Raw genomic sequence first — 16838 nt, forward strand, 5'->3', positions numbered from 1 at the left:
CCATAGTTACTCTTGTTTCAATTTATACAGTCTAATTTATAGATCTAGGCATTTCTAGAAAAATCAATACATAATATTTTAGCAGAGCAGGATTACTGTAGTAGCTAATCATTACTTGAAAGGGATTTAATATATATTGCTCTATAAAGATGATTGTAAAGCTAAAGATTGATTAGCTTAATCTTCAAAATATAAGAGGTAATTTTATATTTTTATTGAATAATATACAAAATAATGCTAAGAATAAATATTTGTAGTTAATTAAATACATTGGGGTGATAAAAGGATGAAACCTACTCTTGGTGTAGCTTTAGGTGCTGGATCAGCAAGAGGATTAGCTCATTTAGGGGTTTTAAAAGCTTTTGAAGAAGAAAATATAGAGATTGATTATTTAGGTGGCACTAGTATGGGAAGTGTAATTGGTGCCTTTTATGCTGCTGGATTATCATTAAATAGACTAGAGCGATTAGCTATCCATTTAAAATGGGAGCATTTAACAGATATCACTATACCAAGAAAGGGATTGATTGCTGGAAAGAAGGTTAAGGAGCTTTTTGAGTTACTGACTCATGGAAAGACCTTTGAGCAATTAAACCTTCCCTTTGTTGCAGTAGCGGCAGATATAGAGAAGGGGGAGGAGGTAGTGATTAAGCAAGGCTTAGTAGCTGATGCTATTCGAGCTAGTATGTCTATACCAGGAGTCTATGTGCCTTATGAATTAAATGGTAGGGTATTGGTTGATGGAGCTGTTTTAAATAGAGTTCCCGTAACTCCTGTAAGAGAAATGGGAGCTGATATTGTGGTAGGTATAGAGGTTAGTCACAATATAATTCATGGAACTAAGATCAATAATATCTTTGATGTAATTATTAATTCTATCGATATTATGCAGCAAGAGATTGCTGAACATAAGAATACTGGTGCTGATATATTGGTTATTCCTGAGGTTGGTCATATCCCTACTACTGGTTTAGATAAGGCAGGAGAGTGTATAGAATTAGGATATCAAGCTACTAAAGAATCTATACCAAAGATTAAAAAGTTAATAGAGGAGTGGAGTGTAGATGAGGCGTCTCAATAGAGAAGATAGACATTTACTGCTAGGAATAATTACTGTATTGATAGTAGGTTTTTTAGTTTTTTGGCCTACAGATTATTATAGAATCTCACCTGGAATTGCTAAGAACTTAGAACCAATGGTAGAGGTTAAAGCTAAGTCTTATCCTATAAAAGGTGAGATAATGTTAACTGCCGTCTCCATGCGAGAGGCTAGATTATTTGATTATTTATATATAAAATTATTCAACCCTCAATTGATCGAGTTAAGACCTAAACCTGAAGGTATAGATATGAAAGAATATGCTGAGGTTATGCTAGAGATGATGAAAGAGAGTCAACTTAAGGCCAAAGCAGTAGCCTTAAAGCAAGCAGGTTATGATCCTAAGATAACTGGAGAAGGGGTTAAGGTTGTTAAGGTCTTAGAAGAAGGGGATGCTTATGGAAAGTTACAAGAAGGTGATATTATAGTTGCAGTTGATGATAAGCCAGTTCATCTGGTGACTGAGACTGTAGATAAGATCCGAAATAGAGAGATGGGGCAAGGGGTTGAGGTGACCGTTAAAAGGGGTGATACTAAGAAAACTTATAACTTAAAAACACTACCTTTGCAGGAAGAATCAGAGAATCCATCAATTGGTGTCTTAATCACCCCTTATAATAGAGAGTATAAGCTACCTATTGATATAGAGATTAATGCAGGCAAGATTGGTGGTCCTTCGGCAGGAGGGATGTTTACTTTAGAGATATATAATCGCTTAGTACCAGAAGATATTACCCATGGATTAAAGATTGCTGGAACTGGAACAATTGATTTAGATGGTCGTATCGGTAAGATTGATGGCATTCAACAAAAGATAGCGGCGGCTAAGAAGGAAGGGGCTAAGATATTTTTTGTTCCTAAAGGTAATGCTGATAAGGCTCAAGAGATGAAGGTATCAGGGATAAAGCTTGTAGTAGTAGAGAACATAAAGGAGATAATTGCTTATCTTAAAGAAGAACACTTAGATTTATAGTAGCGCTTAGGTGTTAGATGGTTAGGGATTAAAAGTTAAGGTCAATCTAAATTCCTAACTACCCAACTGCCTAATTTCTCTATAATTTCAATAGTTCAATCAAGACCTGAGCATTAGCCCTAGCATCATCGATTGCTCGATGATGGTTCTCTATAGGTATAGAAAAATAATCTGCTATTGTTTTTAATTTATGATTCTCTAAACTTGGCAGTTTTTTTCTAGATAAATATAAAGTGTCTACTATCTGTTCAACTTTATTCTTATAGTCAGGGCGATTGAACTTGAATTTTTCTACAGCTGCATCTAAAAAAGGGATATCAAAGCCTTTAATATTATGACCAGATAAGTAGCTGCCATCTTCTATAAACTCTACAAATTGGGGTAATACCTCATAGATTGACTCTTTATCTTCTACCATTTCTGTGGTGATGCCTGTGATTTTACTTATCTTCTTAGGGATTTTCATAGCAGGATTTATCAGTGCGTGAAATTCATCATAGATTTCAAAACTATTGTTTTCAGTGTCTACTTTGACTTTAACTGCAGCAATTTCGATGATTCTCCCCCAGCTGCAAGGCTTTAATCCTGTAGTTTCCAAATCAAAGACTACATAAGTCTTGTTAGAATTATTTTTTGCTTTCACAAGATCGATAATCTCCTCTGCTACTTCTCTTTCTATCTCATTACTCTTAATTTTTTCCTCTGAAATGGCTATTAAATAATCTTCACTTCTTTTAGCTACTTCCATTTGGCTAAAGTATTTATGCCAGACCTCAAAGGTATGGTATAAGAATCTATATGTTTTAAGTTTATCATCATAATATTTATTATCTGTATTAGAATCTTTACTTTTGATTTTAAAATTCTCAGCCAATTCTATAATTATATCTTTAATCTCTTTCATCTGTTCGCCCTCCCATAAGCCTGCGATTATTAACTGTTTATTTATTATTTTATTATGATAGGTTGTTTACGAAAATCCATATTTCCTCTTCTAAAATTCTGATCAGGATAAGCTAAAGCATAGATATTATTTGCTTTAATATCAAAACTCAACATCTCTTGTAAAGAGCTCTTTGCTTCTTGATTACTTCTGTAATGATTTGCTACTTTTGTGATAAGTGGTAATGAGGATTTATTCTTGATCAATTTTAATAATTCTCTTCCCTTATGATTAAAACCTAGTACTCTTAGATATTGGGGACCTCCACTACTATCAAATTTCTTTAGGGTTCTTTGATCTAAATCCAATAGAATTTGGGTTAGAATTCTTTGAATTCTAGTCTGTGTAAAACACTTTGTATTGATTAAATTTATCAATTCTTTTAAAGATCGTGCCTCTATACTAGCGTCTTTAATTCTATTCTCTAAGCCTCCTATAATATCCTCGAAATTTTCTAAATCATAAGTATTTGTCCTTCTTAATAGAGTTAAGATAGAATTAGAGAAGTCTTCATAAAAGATGGGACCTCTCTTTTGATTGAACTCTCTATACAATATCTCACTGCTTTTTTGTGGGAGTGCTTTTTTTAATCTTTGATCAATCAACTCTGTGTTATTTTTATAGCTGTTTTCTAAATCATTTCTGATTGCCGAAGCACTTGCGAACTCTTTAAGTTGTTGTGAGTGATATCCACTGCCTTCTCTTTTAATTGTCAAAGGAATAATAGCGCTCTTTAATTGGATTAATGCTTTAATATACTCAATTCCTAAAATATTATTAGGATTATTTAATATTTTAATATATTTCTCAGTAGGAGCTTGGAATTCCTCTTGATTAGCTTTAATATATTCTATCAAGGCTTGACTTCTAGCTTGGGGATAAGAGATTCCCTGTGCAAGTCCAGTTTTAATCTTTCTGCTTACTTGTTTAGGTTCATCGACTATGAGTGCTGCTATCTTACTTAAAGGTTCAATCTCACCTAATTCACTACCAAAACAGAGATAATCTACAATTTTGCTTTCTTCAAGTAATTTAATTGCTCCAAATGCAAAATATTCAGCACTCCTTACAGAATAGGAGACAGGAAGCTGAATGACCAAATCTACTCCAGCGTTTAGAGCCATCTCTGTTCTAGCCCATTGGTTGACTATAGCAGGTTCTCCTCGTTGCAAGAAGGCTCCACTCATAATGCAGATACAAGCATCGGCTTGGCTCTTTTTTAATGATTGTTCTATATGTAACTGATGCCCCTGATGGAAGGGGTTATATTCTGTAATAATCCCAAGAACTTTCATTTAAATTTCCTCCTTATCTATCTTTGCTTACTATCTATTATAGATATATTAAATGGAAATATCAATTTGCTGTATAAATTTAATCTCTTTATAAGAGAATAAAAGATAGAATTTTAAATTTATACCATATAATTATCAGATAATTAGCAAGATTGTGATTAAATTGACTTTTGCCATTATTTAAACTTATAAATATTTTATCAAAAAACAAGGGATTTACATGGTCGATATAGTAATTATAATAAGGTAAATAAGAGTTAACTAACAATATTATTAGTTGTATATAGGGGGGGATTTAAGAGATGAGTTTTATAGGAAAGATTCATGATAAGGCAAAAAGTAATAGAAAGAAGATTGTTCTTCCAGAGGGAACTGAGCCAAGAATGGTTAAGGCTGTTCCTATTATTTTAGAAAAAGAGATTGCTGATATCGTATTATTAGGTGATGAACAAGAGATTAAAGATGTAGCTTTAGAGCATGGTATAGATTTAACAGGTGCTGAAATTATTAACCCTTTAGAATCGGATAGGTTAGAGGATTATGCTCAGACCTATTATGAGCTAAGAAAGCACAAAGGAATTACCTTAGAAGAGGCTCAAGAGCAGATAAAAGATCCTTTATACTATGGAGCGATGATGGTCAAAAAAGGGGATGCTGATGGTAAGGTAGCAGGTGCTGCTAACTCTACAGGCAATGTATTACGTGCAGCTATTAAGATAGTTGGCACTGCTGAAGGGATTTCAGTTATCTCAGGAGCCTTTATTATGATTGTACAAGATAAAGACTTTGGCACAGATGGTTTAATGGTATTTGGTGATTGTGCTGTAAATCCAGATCCAAATGCAAGTCAATTGGCTGAAATTGCTATCTCTTCTGCAAAAACAGCTAAGGATTTAGGAGGAATTGATCCAAAAGTAGCAATGTTATCTTTCTCTACAAATGGTAGTGCTAAGCATGAATTTGTAGACAAAGTACAAGAGGCTACTAAAATAGCTCAAGAAGCTCAACCAGAGTTAAAGATAGATGGAGAGATGCAATCTGATGCAGCGATTGTACCTGTAGTTGCTCAAAAGAAGTATCCTGATAGTGAGATTGCAGGAACTGCTAATGTACTAATCTTCCCAGATTTGGAAGCAGGAAACATCTGTTACAAATTAGTACAGAGGTTAGCACATGCAGAGGCTATTGGACCTATTTTACAAGGGATAGCAAAGCCAGTTAATGATTTATCCCGTGGCTGTAATGTTCAAGATATCGTAAATGTAGTAGCGATTACTGCAGTACAAGCACAAAATTGTTAAGTTTTAATTAATACATAGTATCTTAAGTTTAATTACTGATTGTTGAATAGAATTAAGGAGGAGATAAGCATGAAAATTTTAGTAATTAATAGTGGTAGTTCATCAATTAAATATCAATTAATTAATATGGAAGATGAAAGTGTTTTAGCTAAAGGATTAGTTGAAAGAATTGGAATTGAAGGTTCTCGGCTAGAGCAAGAGAATAGTGATGGGAATGAATTTGAGATAGTACAAGATATTCCTGATCATGAAGTTGGGATGGAGCTGGTAGTTAATTCTTTGACTGATGGAGATAAAGGTGTTATTTCTAGTGTAGATGAGATTGAAGCAGTTGGTCATAGGGTAGTACAAGGTGGAGATTCTTTTGATAAATCGGTAGTTGTTACTGATGAGGTTAAAAAAGAGATTGATAGATGGGCTTCATTAGCACCACTACATAATCCAGCTAATTTGATGGGGGTTGAAGTTTGTGAGAAGCTAATGCCTCATGCAACTCAAGTAGTTACTTTTGATTCTGCTTTCCACCAAAGCATGCCAGAAGAGGTTTATATGTATGCTTTACCATATGAATTATATGAAAAGCACTCTATTAGACGTTATGGAGCCCATGGTACTTCCCATAAATTTGTGGCAAATCAAGTAGCAAAAGAGATAGGTAAAGATGTTGAAGATTTAAAGATTATTACTTGTCACTTAGGTAATGGAGCAAGTGTAACTGCTGTTAAGAATGGTAAATCATATGATACAAGTATGGGGCTTACTCCACTAGAAGGACTAGTAATGGGAACTCGTTGTGGAGATATTGATCCTGCTATTGTACCTTTTGTAATGGACAAAGAAGATTTATCTCCACAAGAGATGGATCATTTAATGAATAAAGAGAGTGGTTTATTAGGAGTTTCAGGCATCAGTAGTGATATGAGAGATATAATAGAAGGTGCTGAGAATAATGATAAAGCGAAATTAGCTTATAATATGTTTGTTTATAGAGTTAAGAAGTATATTGGGTCTTATGTAGCAGCCATGAATGGTGTTGATGCTATGGTCTTTACAGCAGGAATTGGAGAGAATGCTATTGGATTAAGAGAGGATATTTGTGCTGATTTAGATTATCTAGGAATCAAATTAGATGCTGAGAAGAACAATGTTAGAGGAAAGGCGATAGAGATCAGTACTGATGACTCTAAAGTGAAGATATTTATTATCCCAACTAATGAAGAGTTAGTTATTGCTCGTGATACCAAGGAATTAGTGGCTAATTAAAATAAAATATCTTGACAACAAGGTAAGACCTATATTATAATAACTAATGTTGTCCTAGAGGTGATTAAATGAATATAAAAGTAAATGTTGAAAGTATTAAAGAGAATCTAGGGACCAATTTAAAGCAAGAATTTGATGTTTTTTTAGAAGATATGCTTATACAAGGTAGAGAGATATCTTTTGAAAATCCAGCTAAATTTGATGTAACTATAATTAATTCTAGTGAAGAATATATAGTTATGGCCCATGTAAAATTAAGAGCTATTTTACCTTGTAGTCGCTGTTTAGAGGAGTTTTCTATGAACTTAGAGTTTGACTTTAATTTTGAACTCTCTAAAGATGAGGTGGTAGATGATGAGATTAGTGTTGGAGAAGGCCTGCTCAAAGAGCTAAGGTTGGCTTTTCCTATGCAAGCTGTCTGTGATGAACAGTGTAAAGGTTTATGCCCAAGCTGTGGCAAGAATTTAAATCAAGAAGATTGTGATTGTTTTATGCACAAGGTTGATCCGAGATTGGCTAAATTACAGAAGCTGTTGAAGGAAGATGAGTAATAACTTAGTTATAGAATTTAGCACGTCAAACCTGATAGTCTTGCAGGTTTTGCCAAGAAAGGTCCAATAGGATTTATAGGTTCAGGATGTAAGTGCTATTTTTAATAATATCAATACCGTAGGGCATACGGGAATTTAAGCCTCTTTAAAGAAGTTATAAAAATCCAATTTCTGTTTTATGTCAAATATAAAGTAGAATAGATTGCTTTCTAAAAAGGAGGAATCCATGTAGGTTTATTTCATGGGATGTCAAAGGATTTATAACATAGGATACAGTAATATAAGGGGGTGTTTGTAGTGGCAGTACCTAAGCGAAGAACCTCAAAAACTCGTAAGAGAAAAAGAAGAACGCACTGGAAGTTGAATGCTCCAAACATTGTGGAATGTCCACAATGCCATGAGCCAAAATTATCTCACCGTGTATGTCCTGATTGTGGATACTACAATGGAAGAAAAGTGAAATAATTACCATAGATAAGAGTAAAGTAGAATTTTTCTGCTTTACTCTTTTTTGTTTTTATAACCAAACAAGAGATTGTAATATTTTTTATATAATCAAAATATTATGGATATTATATTTACATAAAGCAGAGGATTTTATAGCTGCTAATCAAGTTTAGCTTCATCTTAAAATGTTTAGGATGAAGCTTAATGGATATATTGTGACAGTGATGAATGACGGCTAATGATTAAAAATCTTCTCTCGTAACTTGTTACTGTCCTAATATCTATCTATAACATTATATTAAAATCTCATTATAAATGATGTTAACCAGTGATGGATGAAAGTACTAGATATAGTAGACTTCTTATTCTTTTGATACAAAATGTAGGATTTGTTAAAAAAGATAAAGAAGAGGCGAATAAAATCTTGCAATAGCAGAAAAATTTATATATAATAATTATAGAAATTAATTAGTAGCAGGTCTTAAAATGAGCTTTTAATAGGTGGTAAAAACTATGAAGAGATTGACTAAAGCTGAACGTCAAGAAAATTTAAAGGAAAGATTAGATGAAGACCCTTTTTTAATCGACCGGGAATTGGCAGAGTTATTTAATGTCAGTATTCAAACTATACGTTTAGATAGATTGGAATTGGGGATACCTGAAGTTAGAGAGAGGATTAAATCTGTTGCTAGACAGGCAAGCTCTAAAGTTAAGTCGGTACAGAGTGAGGAGATTATTGGAGAGTTAATCGATATTCAACTCAATGATGGTGGTATCTCTATTTTAGAGAGCACTGAGGAGCTAGTGTTAGAAAAGAGCAAGATAGTCCGAGGCCATCATATATTTGCTCAAGCTAATTCTTTAGCTGTAGCAATTATTGATGCCGATGCTGCTTTAACAGGTTCGGCAGAGGTTAGATATAATCGACCAGTCTATGTTGGTGAAAGATTAGTGGCAAAGGCTAAGGTGGAGAAGATAAAAGGGAATAGATTTTATGTAAAGGTGGAAACTAAGATTAACGGGGAAAGTGTTTTTAAAGGAGAGTTCATTATATTTTCTGTTAAGGATGACCTGATGAATAGGGAGGGTTGAGTCCGTTGAAGATTATTATTGATGCTATGGGAGGAGACCATGCTCCTGATGAGATTGTAAAAGGGGCTGTTGAAGCAAGTCAAGAGATTGACTCTAAACTCATCTTAGTGGGAATTGAAACTGAAGTTCAAAAAGAACTTGCTAAATATACATATGATAAAGATAAGATAGAAATTTGCCATGCTTCTGAAGTTATTGGCATGAATGAATCACCAGCTAAAGCATTAAGACAGAAGAAGGATTCTTCAATTGTTGTGGGCTCTAAGATGCTCAAAGAGGGTATAGGTGATGCTTTTGTTTCGGCAGGAAGTACAGGAGCAGTTATGGCAAGTAGTTTGCTTAAAACTGGGCGCATCAAAGGGATAAAAAGACCAGCGATTGCTACAGTCTTCCCTACATTAGAGGAGGAGACTCTTCTTTTAGATATGGGGGCTAATGTTGATAGTAAGCCAGAGCATTTAGTGCAACATGCTCTAATGGGTCAAATCTATGCTAAAAACTTATTAGACAAACAAAATCCTACAGTCGGTTTATTAAGTATTGGTGAAGAAGAGAAAAAGGGAAATGAATTAACTATTGAAACACATAAACTATTAAAAGAGATGGATAATATAAATTTCGTAGGTAATGTTGAAGGGCGTGATATCTTCACAGGAGAATACGATGTTATCTTATGTGAAGGGTTTGTTGGAAATGTTGTCTTAAAGACTACTGAGGGCTTAGCTTCCGCTTTATTTAAGATTATTAAGCGGGAAATTACAGCAACCTTCTTAGGAAAGATTGGTGGATTACTATTAAAGCCAGCCTTTAAAAGAGTAGCTAAGAAGATGGATTATACTGAATATGGTGGTGCCCCACTATTGGGTATAGATGGGATAACAATAATTAGCCATGGTAGTTCTAATGCAAAGGCAATTAAGAATGCTATAAAGAATGCTGAAAAGGGAATAAAAGCAGATTTGATAAATTTAATTAAAGCCAATATAGAAAGCTAATATTGAAGGAAGGACTGGTAAGTGATTATGATACGAGAACTTAGAAAAGCTAAAATTGCAGGAGTAGGTTCTTTTGCTCCTGAGAAGGTCCTAACAAATAATCAATTAGAAGCGATGGTAGATACTAGTGATGAGTGGATAACAACTAGGACGGGAATAAAAGAGCGAAGAATTGCTGAAGATGATATAGCAACCTCTGACTTGGCTTATGAAGCAGCAAAAAATGCCCTAGCAGATGCAGGGTTGGAAGCAGAGGATTTAGACTTGATCTTAGTAGCTACCGCTACTCCTGATTATTTAGCATTTCCTTCCACTGCTTGTGTATTACAGGATAAATTAGGAGTTAAGGGTATCCCAGCTTTTGATATGGTAGCAGCTTGTTCTGGATTTGTTTATGGTCTATCTGTTGCTACCCAATATATTGAAACAGGTACTTATGATAATGTTTTAGTCATTGGTGCTGAAACACTATCTAAGATCGTTAATTGGGAGGATAGAGGTACTTGTGTCTTATTTGGTGATGGGGCAGGGGCAGCAGTTCTAACTCCTACTAAATCAGGTGGTATCTTATCAAATGTTATTGGAGCTGATGGAGAGCAGAATGAAGTTTTAATAGTCCGTGGGGGGGGATCTAAGAGACCATTTTCTCAACAGATTATCGATGAAGGGCTACATTATTTAGAGATGGAAGGCAACCCTGTCTTTAAATTTGCTGTTAGAATCTTAGGCAAGGCTGCTGTGCAGGCATTGAAGAAAGCTGGATTAACTAGAGATGATATTGACTTTTTGATTCCTCATCAGGCCAATATTAGAATCATTGATGCAGCAGCTAAGAGGTTGAAGTTAGATAGAGATCAGATTTATGTAAATCTAGACCAATATGGTAATACCTCAGCAGCATCAATCCCTCTTGCTCTAGATGCAGCTGTAAAAGAAGGGAAGATTAAGAGTGGTGATATAGTTGTCCTTGTTGGCTTTGGAGCAGGACTAACTTGGGGGGCTACAGTTATTGAATGGGTTTAAAGGGAGGTAGTTTAAAATGATTAAGACAGAACTATGTAAGTTATTAGATATAGAACATCCAATTATTCAAGGTGGTATGGCTTGGATTGCTACTGGAGAATTAGCAGCAGCAGTCTCTCAAGCTGGAGGCTTAGGTATTATAGGAGCAGGTAATGCCCCTGCTGAGATTGTAAGAGAAGAGATAAAAAAGGTTAAGAAGGTTACAGATAAACCTTTTGGAGTTAATGTAATGTTATTGTCACCTTATGTAGATGAAGTAATAGAAGTTGTAATTGAAGAGAAGGTTCCTGTAGTTACTACAGGGGCTGGAAACCCAGGAAAGTATATAGATGCTTTAAAAGATGCTGGAACTAAGATAATTCCTGTTGTCCCTTCAGTTGCACTTGCTAAAAGAATGGCTCGTTTAGGTGTTGATGCGATTATTGCAGAAGGAAGTGAAGCGGGGGGGCATATTGGTGAGTTAACTACAATGCCTTTAATTCCTCAAATTGCTAGGTCAGTTGATCTGCCAGTAATTGCAGCAGGAGGAGTTGCTGATGGTTATGGCTTAGCAGCTGTACTTTCATTAGGTGCAGTAGGGGCACAGGTTGGTACTCGTTTTATCTGTGCTAAAGAGTGTACAGTCCATGAGAATTACAAAAAGGCTATTTTAAAAGCAAGGGATAGAGATGCGATAGTTACGGCTCGTTCTACTGGTCATCCAGTTAGAAACCTTAAAAATAAATTAACTCGTCAAATTGAATCTATGGAGCAAGAAGGAGTACCTAAAGAAGAGATTGAAAAATTGGGAATTGGACGATTGCAAAGGGCTGTAATTGATGGTGATGTAGATGAAGGAACTGTTATGGCTGGTCAAGTGGCTGCAATGGTATCAAAGGTAGAACCAGCAAAGGATATTATTGTTGATATTATCGAAGGTGCTAAGAAGGTAATGAAGGATAACTGTAAATTAATAGTTTAATTACTACTTACTGAACTTAAAGAGGGAGGAATTAAGATGGGTAAAGTTGCTTTTATCTTTCCTGGACAAGGATCTCAGCAAGTTGGGATGGGTGCAGATTTAGTTAAAGAATTTGTAGTAGCCAAAGAGACCTTTAAAGAGGCAGATAACGCTTTAGATATAGATGTTTCTAAATTATGTTTTGAGGGACCAGCAGAGGATTTGCAACAGACCTCTAATACTCAACCAGCAATCTTAACTGCTAGTATTGCAGTCTATAGGGTATTAAAAGAGAAAGGGATAGAGCCTGATATAGTTGCTGGACATAGCTTAGGAGAGTATTCGGCTTTAGTAGCAGCTGGAGTATTGGACTTTACTGATGCAGTTAAATTGGTCAGAAAGCGTGGTCAGTTAATGGAAGCATCTGACCCTTCTGGTAAAGGAACTATGGCTGCAATTATCGGTTTAAATGGTAAAGAGGTAGAAGCGGTCTGTCAGAAGGCTTCAACTGCTGGTATAGTGGAGCCTGCTAACTATAACTGTCCAGGGCAGATTGTTATCTCTGGAGAGAAAGAAGGGGTAGAGAAAGCTGCTGAGTTGGCTCAAGAGGCCGGAGCTAAAAAGGCTATTATCCTCAATGTAAGTGGTCCATTCCACTCTAGTTTGATGGAGTCTGCTGCTAAAGAGCTGTCTAAGGAATTAGAAGGGATTAGTTTTAATGATGCTCAAGTTCCCGTAGTGACCAATGTCGATGCAGAATTTACTACTCAATCTGGAGATTTTGCTCAAGCCTTAATTGAACAGATCAGTGGTTCGGTACGTTGGGAAGAATCGATTAAAGCTATGATCGAAAATGGTGTAGACACTTTCATTGAAGTTGGACCTGGGAGAGTATTAAAAGGGTTTATGAGAAGGATTGACCGTAAGGTAACTGCTTTGAATGTAGAAGATCTAGCGTCTTTAGAAAAAACATTGAAAAAATTATAATCTTAACTTATAAAATATAGATGTATTGGAAAAATATCATTGAAATAGGGATTAAAGGGGTGAAAATATGAAGTTAAAGGATAAAGTTGCTGTGGTTACAGGTAGCTCTAGAGGAATTGGAAAGGCTATTGCCCTTAAATTGGCTAAGGAGGGTGCTAAAATAGTTGTTAATTACCCTTTTGCAGGAGAGGCTGAGAATGCTCAAGAGGTTGTAGATGAAATTGAAGCCTTGGGAGGTAAAGCAATTGCCCTTGAAGCTGATGTAACAGAGATGGATCAAGTTAAAGCAATGGTGAAGACTATTACTAAAGAGCTTGGTAGTCTTGATATTTTGGTTAATAATGCGGGTATTACTCGTGATACATTATTGATGAGAATGAAAGAAAGTGATTGGGATGCAGTATTAAATGTCAATCTTAAAGGTGCTTTTAATGCTACTAAAGCTGTAACTAGAACAATGATGAAACAGAAAAGTGGTAGGATCATTAACATGTCTTCTGTAGTTGGGTTGATGGGTAATGTAGGTCAAACAAATTATGCTGCATCTAAAGCTGGTTTAATCGGATTTACTAAATCTGTAGCTAAAGAGCTAGCTACAAGAGGGATAACTGTAAATGCTATTGCTCCAGGCTTTATTAAGACTGCTATGACCGATGAATTACCTGAAAATGTAGTAGAAGAGATGATTGCTGCGATTCCAATGAAGGAGTTTGGTGAAGTAAAGGATATCGCTAACTTAGTATCTTTTTTAGCTAGTGATGAAGCAAGATATATCACTGGTGAAGTAATTAGAGTCGATGGTGGAATGGTAATGTAGTTTTTAGTTGACAGTTAACGGTGTGCAGTGTACAGTTAAAATAGAAGTTGTTATCTAAATTTTTAATAAAATTTCAAATTAGCTTTTCAATTATAATTGTACATTGTAAATTAAGTTGAAATTGTGCCGGCCTCGATGGCCAAATAATGAAAACTACATTACGTTATTTAAATTAAGTTGAAATTGCGACGGGCTCGATGCCCTAGTAATGAAAACTACATTGCGTTATTTAAATTAAGTTTTCATTGAGAGGAGGTGAAAGTATGAACGTATTTGAAACAGTAAAGAATATTGTTGTTGCAGAATTAGGTGTAGATCCTGAAGAAGTAACTTTAGAGGCTTCTTTTATCGATGATTTAGGAGCTGATTCTTTAGATATCGTAGAGGTTGTTATGGCCTTTGAAGAGGAGTTTGATATTGAAATTCCTGATGAAGATGCTGAAGATATTGAAACAGTTCAAGATGCTGTAGATTATATTGAAAATGCATTATAATTTTAATTTTTAATGACCCCGTTTATCTCTATAAGCGGGGCTTTAATCAAATAACTTTATTTTAATTTGAAATCATACAATTAATAATAGATTATGAACATATAAATAATAAATAACTTTAAAAATTAAGTTTAATAACTAGAGCCAAAGTATTAAGGATTGATTGAGATTGATAAGTCAGGAAATTTCATAATTATTATAAGATTCTAATAGCTATAGGTTCAATAATAAATATATCTAATTGCTTGGTTTTACTTTATGAAATTAACTGAATTTTAAAAGATAAGTACTTTGCGATTCCTAGATTTAAATGTTTTTATATAGATATAATTCTTCTCTAAGAAGATTTAATGTTGATTACTGATTGCTCAAATAAATAATGATGGGGGAATCGATTTGAAATTATCTGATTTAAGAATAGGAAATTTGATTGCTAAGGTTCCGATTGTACAAGGTGGAATGGCTGTTAGGGTATCCACTGCTCCTTTAGCAGCTGCTGTGGCAAATGAAGGTGGGATTGGTTTAATAGCTGGTTCAGGTCTTAAGGTAGAAGAGTTGAAAGAAGAGATTCGTAAGGCTAGAGAATTATCCCAAGGGATTATAGGTGTTAATATTATGGTTGCTGTTAGAGAGTTCAAAGAGTTAGTAGATGCAGCCGTTAGTGAAGGAATTGATCTTATTGTAGCTGGAGCAGGTTTCTCTCGAGATCTGTTCACAGTAGGAAAAGAGACTGGAGTAGAGATAGTTCCTATTGTCTCTTCTGTAAAACTTGCTAAAATATCTGAGAAACTAGGGGCTTCTGCTATCGTTGTGGAAGGTAAAGAGGCAGGAGGTCATTTAGGTACAGATCAGCCGATGAAGACCTTAGTTGAAAAGATTGTTAAGGCGGTTAAAATACCTGTAATTGCAGCAGGTGGAATCATTGATGGTAAGGATATTGCTGAAGTGTTAAAGCTAGGTGCTAGTGGTGTGCAGATGGGCTCAAGATTTGTAGCAAGTACAGAGTGTGAGGTAGATGATAGCTTTAAACAGACCTACATAAATGCCAGTAAAGAGGATAGTGTTCTAATTAATAGTCCAGTAGGTCTACCAGGTAGAGCATTAAAGAATGAGTTTTTTGATAGGTTAAGTAGTAATGAAGTTGATACTGGTAAGAGCTGTGATTATATCTGCTTAAAGAAGTGCTCCCATAGTTTTTGTATTATGGACTCTTTAATCAAAGCTCAAGAAGGTAATATGACCCATGGATTGGTCTTTGCAGGAGAGAGAGCACATTTAATTGATAAGGTCTTACCTGTAAAGGAGATAATAAATAACTTAGTAAGTGAAGCTAGAAAGTATCTGGGAGGGGAAGAGGAAGATGAGTAAGCGTGTTGTAGTAACTGGAATGGGAGTTTTATCTCCTATAGGGATAGGTTTGGAAGAGTATTGGAATGCTTTAGTTGAAGGTAAATCTGGAATTACAAAGATTAGCCACTTTGATGCAGAAGAATATAAGACACAAATTGCTGGTGAAATCAAAGGTTTTAAAGCTCAAGAATATGGTCTTGATCGTAAAGAAGCTAAGAGGATGGATCGTTATACTCAATTTGCTGTTGTAGCAGCTCAGATGGCAATGAAGGATGCTGGATTGGAAATTAATGAAGAGAATGCTGAGAGGATAGGAACTATTATCGGTTCTGGGATTGGTGGAATTGAGGTTCTAGAAGAGCAACATAAAAGACTATTGGACAAAGGACCTAATCGAGTAACACCATTTTTAATTCCTATGATGATTGCTAATATGGCAGCAGGGCAAGTTTCAATTTATACTGGTGCTAAAGGACCTAATACTTCTGTTGTAACAGCATGTGCTAGTGCTACAAATTCCCTTGGTGATGCTTTTGAAACTATTCGTCGTGGTGATGCTGATGCAATGATTGCTGGAGGAGCTGAAGCGTGTATTACTCCACTAGCTTTTGCTGGATTTTGTTCTATGAAGGCAATGAGTACTAATAATGATGATCCAGAAGGTGCTAGTAGACCATTTGATGCTAAACGTGATGGTTTTGTTATGGGAGAAGGTTCTGGTATCTTAATCTTAGAATCTTTAGAGAGTGCTCAAGCAAGAGGGGCTAAAATCTATGCTGAAATGGTAGGCTATGGTGCATCTGCTGATGCTCATCATATTACAGCTCCAGCGCCAGGAGGTATTGGGGCAGCAAAGGCAATTAAAATGGCTATAGATAAAGCAGGAATCTCTCCTGAACAGATGGATTATATCAATGCCCATGGAACTTCTACACCGGCTAATGATGAATTAGAGACTGCAGCAATTAAACAAGTATTTGGTGATTATGCTAGTAAGATAGCTATCAGTTCTACCAAATCAATGACAGGGCATTTATTAGGAGCTGCTGGAGGTGTTGAAGCTATTGCTTCAATATTGGCTATCAAAAATAATATAGTGCCTCCAACAATCAATTATAAAAATGAAGATCCAACATGTGACCTAGATTATGTTCCAAACAAAGCTAGAGAGTGTGAGGTAAAGGTAGCTTTATCTAATTCTTTAGGATTTGGTGGTCATAATGCTACTGTTGTATTTAAAGAATATAATGAATAATTTAGGATGTGGG

17 protein-coding genes are annotated in these 16838 nt (G+C 35.3%); 15 read left to right on the top strand and 2 right to left on the bottom strand.

Going from position 1 to position 16838, the window contains the following annotated elements; genetic code table 11:
• Positions 1-286: 286 nt before the first annotated feature.
• Both BX659_RS11415 and BX659_RS11420 read left to right on the top strand, forming a co-directional pair.
• Positions 287-1081, top strand: a complete 795-nt coding sequence (locus BX659_RS11415; protein WP_097018413.1) for a patatin-like phospholipase family protein — start codon at positions 287-289, stop codon at positions 1079-1081.
• Positions 1065-2072, top strand: a complete 1008-nt coding sequence (locus tag BX659_RS11420) for a YlbL family protein (RefSeq protein ID WP_097018414.1) — start codon at positions 1065-1067, stop codon at positions 2070-2072. The genes BX659_RS11415 and BX659_RS11420 overlap by 17 nt, the downstream gene beginning before the upstream one ends.
• Positions 2073-2151: 79 nt before the next feature.
• Here the strand turns inward: BX659_RS11420 and BX659_RS11425 are convergent, their stop codons facing one another.
• Together BX659_RS11425 and BX659_RS11430 are read right to left on the bottom strand one after the other, a co-directional pair.
• Entirely contained in the window at positions 2152-2976 is an 825-nt protein-coding gene (locus tag BX659_RS11425; RefSeq protein ID WP_097018415.1) for a 3'-5' exonuclease, read from the bottom strand.
• Between the two features lie 44 nt (positions 2977-3020).
• Positions 3021-4310: a nucleotidyltransferase gene (locus tag BX659_RS11430; RefSeq protein ID WP_097018416.1), complete on the bottom strand. Its 1290-nt coding sequence runs from the start codon at positions 4308-4310 to the stop codon at positions 3021-3023.
• 302 nt (positions 4311-4612) lie between these two features.
• Here BX659_RS11430 and pta point away from each other — a divergent pair, with 302 nt between their 5' ends.
• The 13 genes from pta (at position 4613) to fabF (ending at position 16825) form a co-directional block, all read left to right on the top strand.
• Positions 4613-5611, top strand: a complete 999-nt coding sequence (gene pta / locus BX659_RS11435) for a phosphate acetyltransferase (RefSeq protein ID WP_097018417.1) — start codon at positions 4613-4615, stop codon at positions 5609-5611.
• Positions 5612-5680: 69 nt separating this feature from the next.
• A complete protein-coding gene (locus BX659_RS11440) occupies positions 5681-6874 on the top strand; it encodes an acetate/propionate family kinase (RefSeq protein ID WP_097018418.1) in 1194 nt (397 codons plus the stop codon).
• A gap of 68 nt (positions 6875-6942) precedes the next feature.
• Entirely contained in the window at positions 6943-7425 is a 483-nt protein-coding gene (locus BX659_RS11445) for a YceD family protein (RefSeq protein ID WP_097018419.1), read from the top strand.
• Between the two features lie 297 nt (positions 7426-7722).
• Positions 7723-7890, top strand: a complete 168-nt coding sequence (gene rpmF, locus BX659_RS11450) for a 50S ribosomal protein L32 (RefSeq protein ID WP_097018420.1) — start codon at positions 7723-7725, stop codon at positions 7888-7890.
• A gap of 495 nt (positions 7891-8385) precedes the next feature.
• Positions 8386-8964 (top strand): transcription factor FapR, encoded by a 579-nt coding sequence (gene fapR / locus BX659_RS11455; RefSeq protein WP_097018421.1) that lies wholly within the window; start codon positions 8386-8388, stop codon positions 8962-8964.
• Between the two features lie 5 nt (positions 8965-8969).
• The gene (gene plsX / locus BX659_RS11460; protein WP_097018422.1) at positions 8970-9959 is read left to right on the top strand and encodes a phosphate acyltransferase PlsX; all 990 of its coding nucleotides are present in this window, start codon (positions 8970-8972) and stop codon (positions 9957-9959) included.
• A gap of 27 nt (positions 9960-9986) precedes the next feature.
• Complete coding sequence (locus BX659_RS11465; protein ID WP_097018462.1) at positions 9987-10982, top strand: beta-ketoacyl-ACP synthase III; 996 nt, start codon at positions 9987-9989, stop codon at positions 10980-10982.
• A gap of 16 nt (positions 10983-10998) precedes the next feature.
• Positions 10999-11943, top strand: coding sequence for an enoyl-[acyl-carrier-protein] reductase FabK (gene fabK, locus BX659_RS11470; RefSeq protein ID WP_097018423.1), 945 nt, complete (start codon positions 10999-11001; stop codon positions 11941-11943).
• A 36-nt stretch (positions 11944-11979) separates the two neighbouring features.
• Complete coding sequence (gene fabD / locus BX659_RS11475) at positions 11980-12909, top strand: ACP S-malonyltransferase (RefSeq protein ID WP_097018424.1); 930 nt, start codon at positions 11980-11982, stop codon at positions 12907-12909.
• A 67-nt stretch (positions 12910-12976) separates the two neighbouring features.
• Positions 12977-13726, top strand: a complete 750-nt coding sequence (gene fabG / locus BX659_RS11480; protein ID WP_097018425.1) for a 3-oxoacyl-[acyl-carrier-protein] reductase — start codon at positions 12977-12979, stop codon at positions 13724-13726.
• A gap of 263 nt (positions 13727-13989) precedes the next feature.
• Positions 13990-14220, top strand: a complete 231-nt coding sequence (locus tag BX659_RS11485; RefSeq protein ID WP_097018426.1) for an acyl carrier protein — start codon at positions 13990-13992, stop codon at positions 14218-14220.
• 396 nt (positions 14221-14616) lie between these two features.
• Positions 14617-15588 (top strand): NAD(P)H-dependent flavin oxidoreductase, encoded by a 972-nt coding sequence (locus BX659_RS11490; RefSeq protein ID WP_097018427.1) that lies wholly within the window; start codon positions 14617-14619, stop codon positions 15586-15588.
• A complete protein-coding gene (gene fabF, locus BX659_RS11495; RefSeq protein ID WP_097018428.1) occupies positions 15581-16825 on the top strand; it encodes a beta-ketoacyl-ACP synthase II in 1245 nt (414 codons plus the stop codon). The genes BX659_RS11490 and fabF overlap by 8 nt, the downstream gene beginning before the upstream one ends.
• Positions 16826-16838 lie beyond the last annotated feature (13 nt).

Origin of the sequence: Orenia metallireducens (assembly GCF_003001995.1) — a bacterium.
Lineage (GTDB): Bacteria > Bacillota > Halanaerobiia > Halobacteroidales > Halobacteroidaceae > Orenia > Orenia metallireducens_B.

What these genes read in the sequence shown, in the direction of transcription:
- BX659_RS11440 (WP_097018418.1), top strand. Translation starts at nt 5,681, where the DNA reads ATGAAAATTTTAGTAATTAATAGTGGTAGTTCATCAATTAAATATCAA.
- BX659_RS11485 (WP_097018426.1), top strand. Translation starts at nt 13,990, where the DNA reads ATGAACGTATTTGAAACAGTAAAGAATATTGTTGTTGCAGAATTAGGT.
- fabF (WP_097018428.1), top strand. Translation starts at nt 15,581, where the DNA reads ATGAGTAAGCGTGTTGTAGTAACTGGAATGGGAGTTTTATCTCCTATA.
- BX659_RS11425 (WP_097018415.1), bottom strand. Translation starts at nt 2,976, where the DNA reads ATGAAAGAGATTAAAGATATAATTATAGAATTGGCTGAGAATTTTAAA.
- BX659_RS11465 (WP_097018462.1), top strand. Translation starts at nt 9,987, where the DNA reads ATGATACGAGAACTTAGAAAAGCTAAAATTGCAGGAGTAGGTTCTTTT.
- fabG (WP_097018425.1), top strand. Translation starts at nt 12,977, where the DNA reads ATGAAGTTAAAGGATAAAGTTGCTGTGGTTACAGGTAGCTCTAGAGGA.
- fabK (WP_097018423.1), top strand. Translation starts at nt 10,999, where the DNA reads ATGATTAAGACAGAACTATGTAAGTTATTAGATATAGAACATCCAATT.
- BX659_RS11445 (WP_097018419.1), top strand. Translation starts at nt 6,943, where the DNA reads ATGAATATAAAAGTAAATGTTGAAAGTATTAAAGAGAATCTAGGGACC.
- BX659_RS11420 (WP_097018414.1), top strand. Translation starts at nt 1,065, where the DNA reads ATGAGGCGTCTCAATAGAGAAGATAGACATTTACTGCTAGGAATAATT.
- BX659_RS11415 (WP_097018413.1), top strand. Translation starts at nt 287, where the DNA reads ATGAAACCTACTCTTGGTGTAGCTTTAGGTGCTGGATCAGCAAGAGGA.
- fapR (WP_097018421.1), top strand. Translation starts at nt 8,386, where the DNA reads ATGAAGAGATTGACTAAAGCTGAACGTCAAGAAAATTTAAAGGAAAGA.
- fabD (WP_097018424.1), top strand. Translation starts at nt 11,980, where the DNA reads ATGGGTAAAGTTGCTTTTATCTTTCCTGGACAAGGATCTCAGCAAGTT.
- BX659_RS11430 (WP_097018416.1), bottom strand. Translation starts at nt 4,310, where the DNA reads ATGAAAGTTCTTGGGATTATTACAGAATATAACCCCTTCCATCAGGGG.
- pta (WP_097018417.1), top strand. Translation starts at nt 4,613, where the DNA reads ATGAGTTTTATAGGAAAGATTCATGATAAGGCAAAAAGTAATAGAAAG.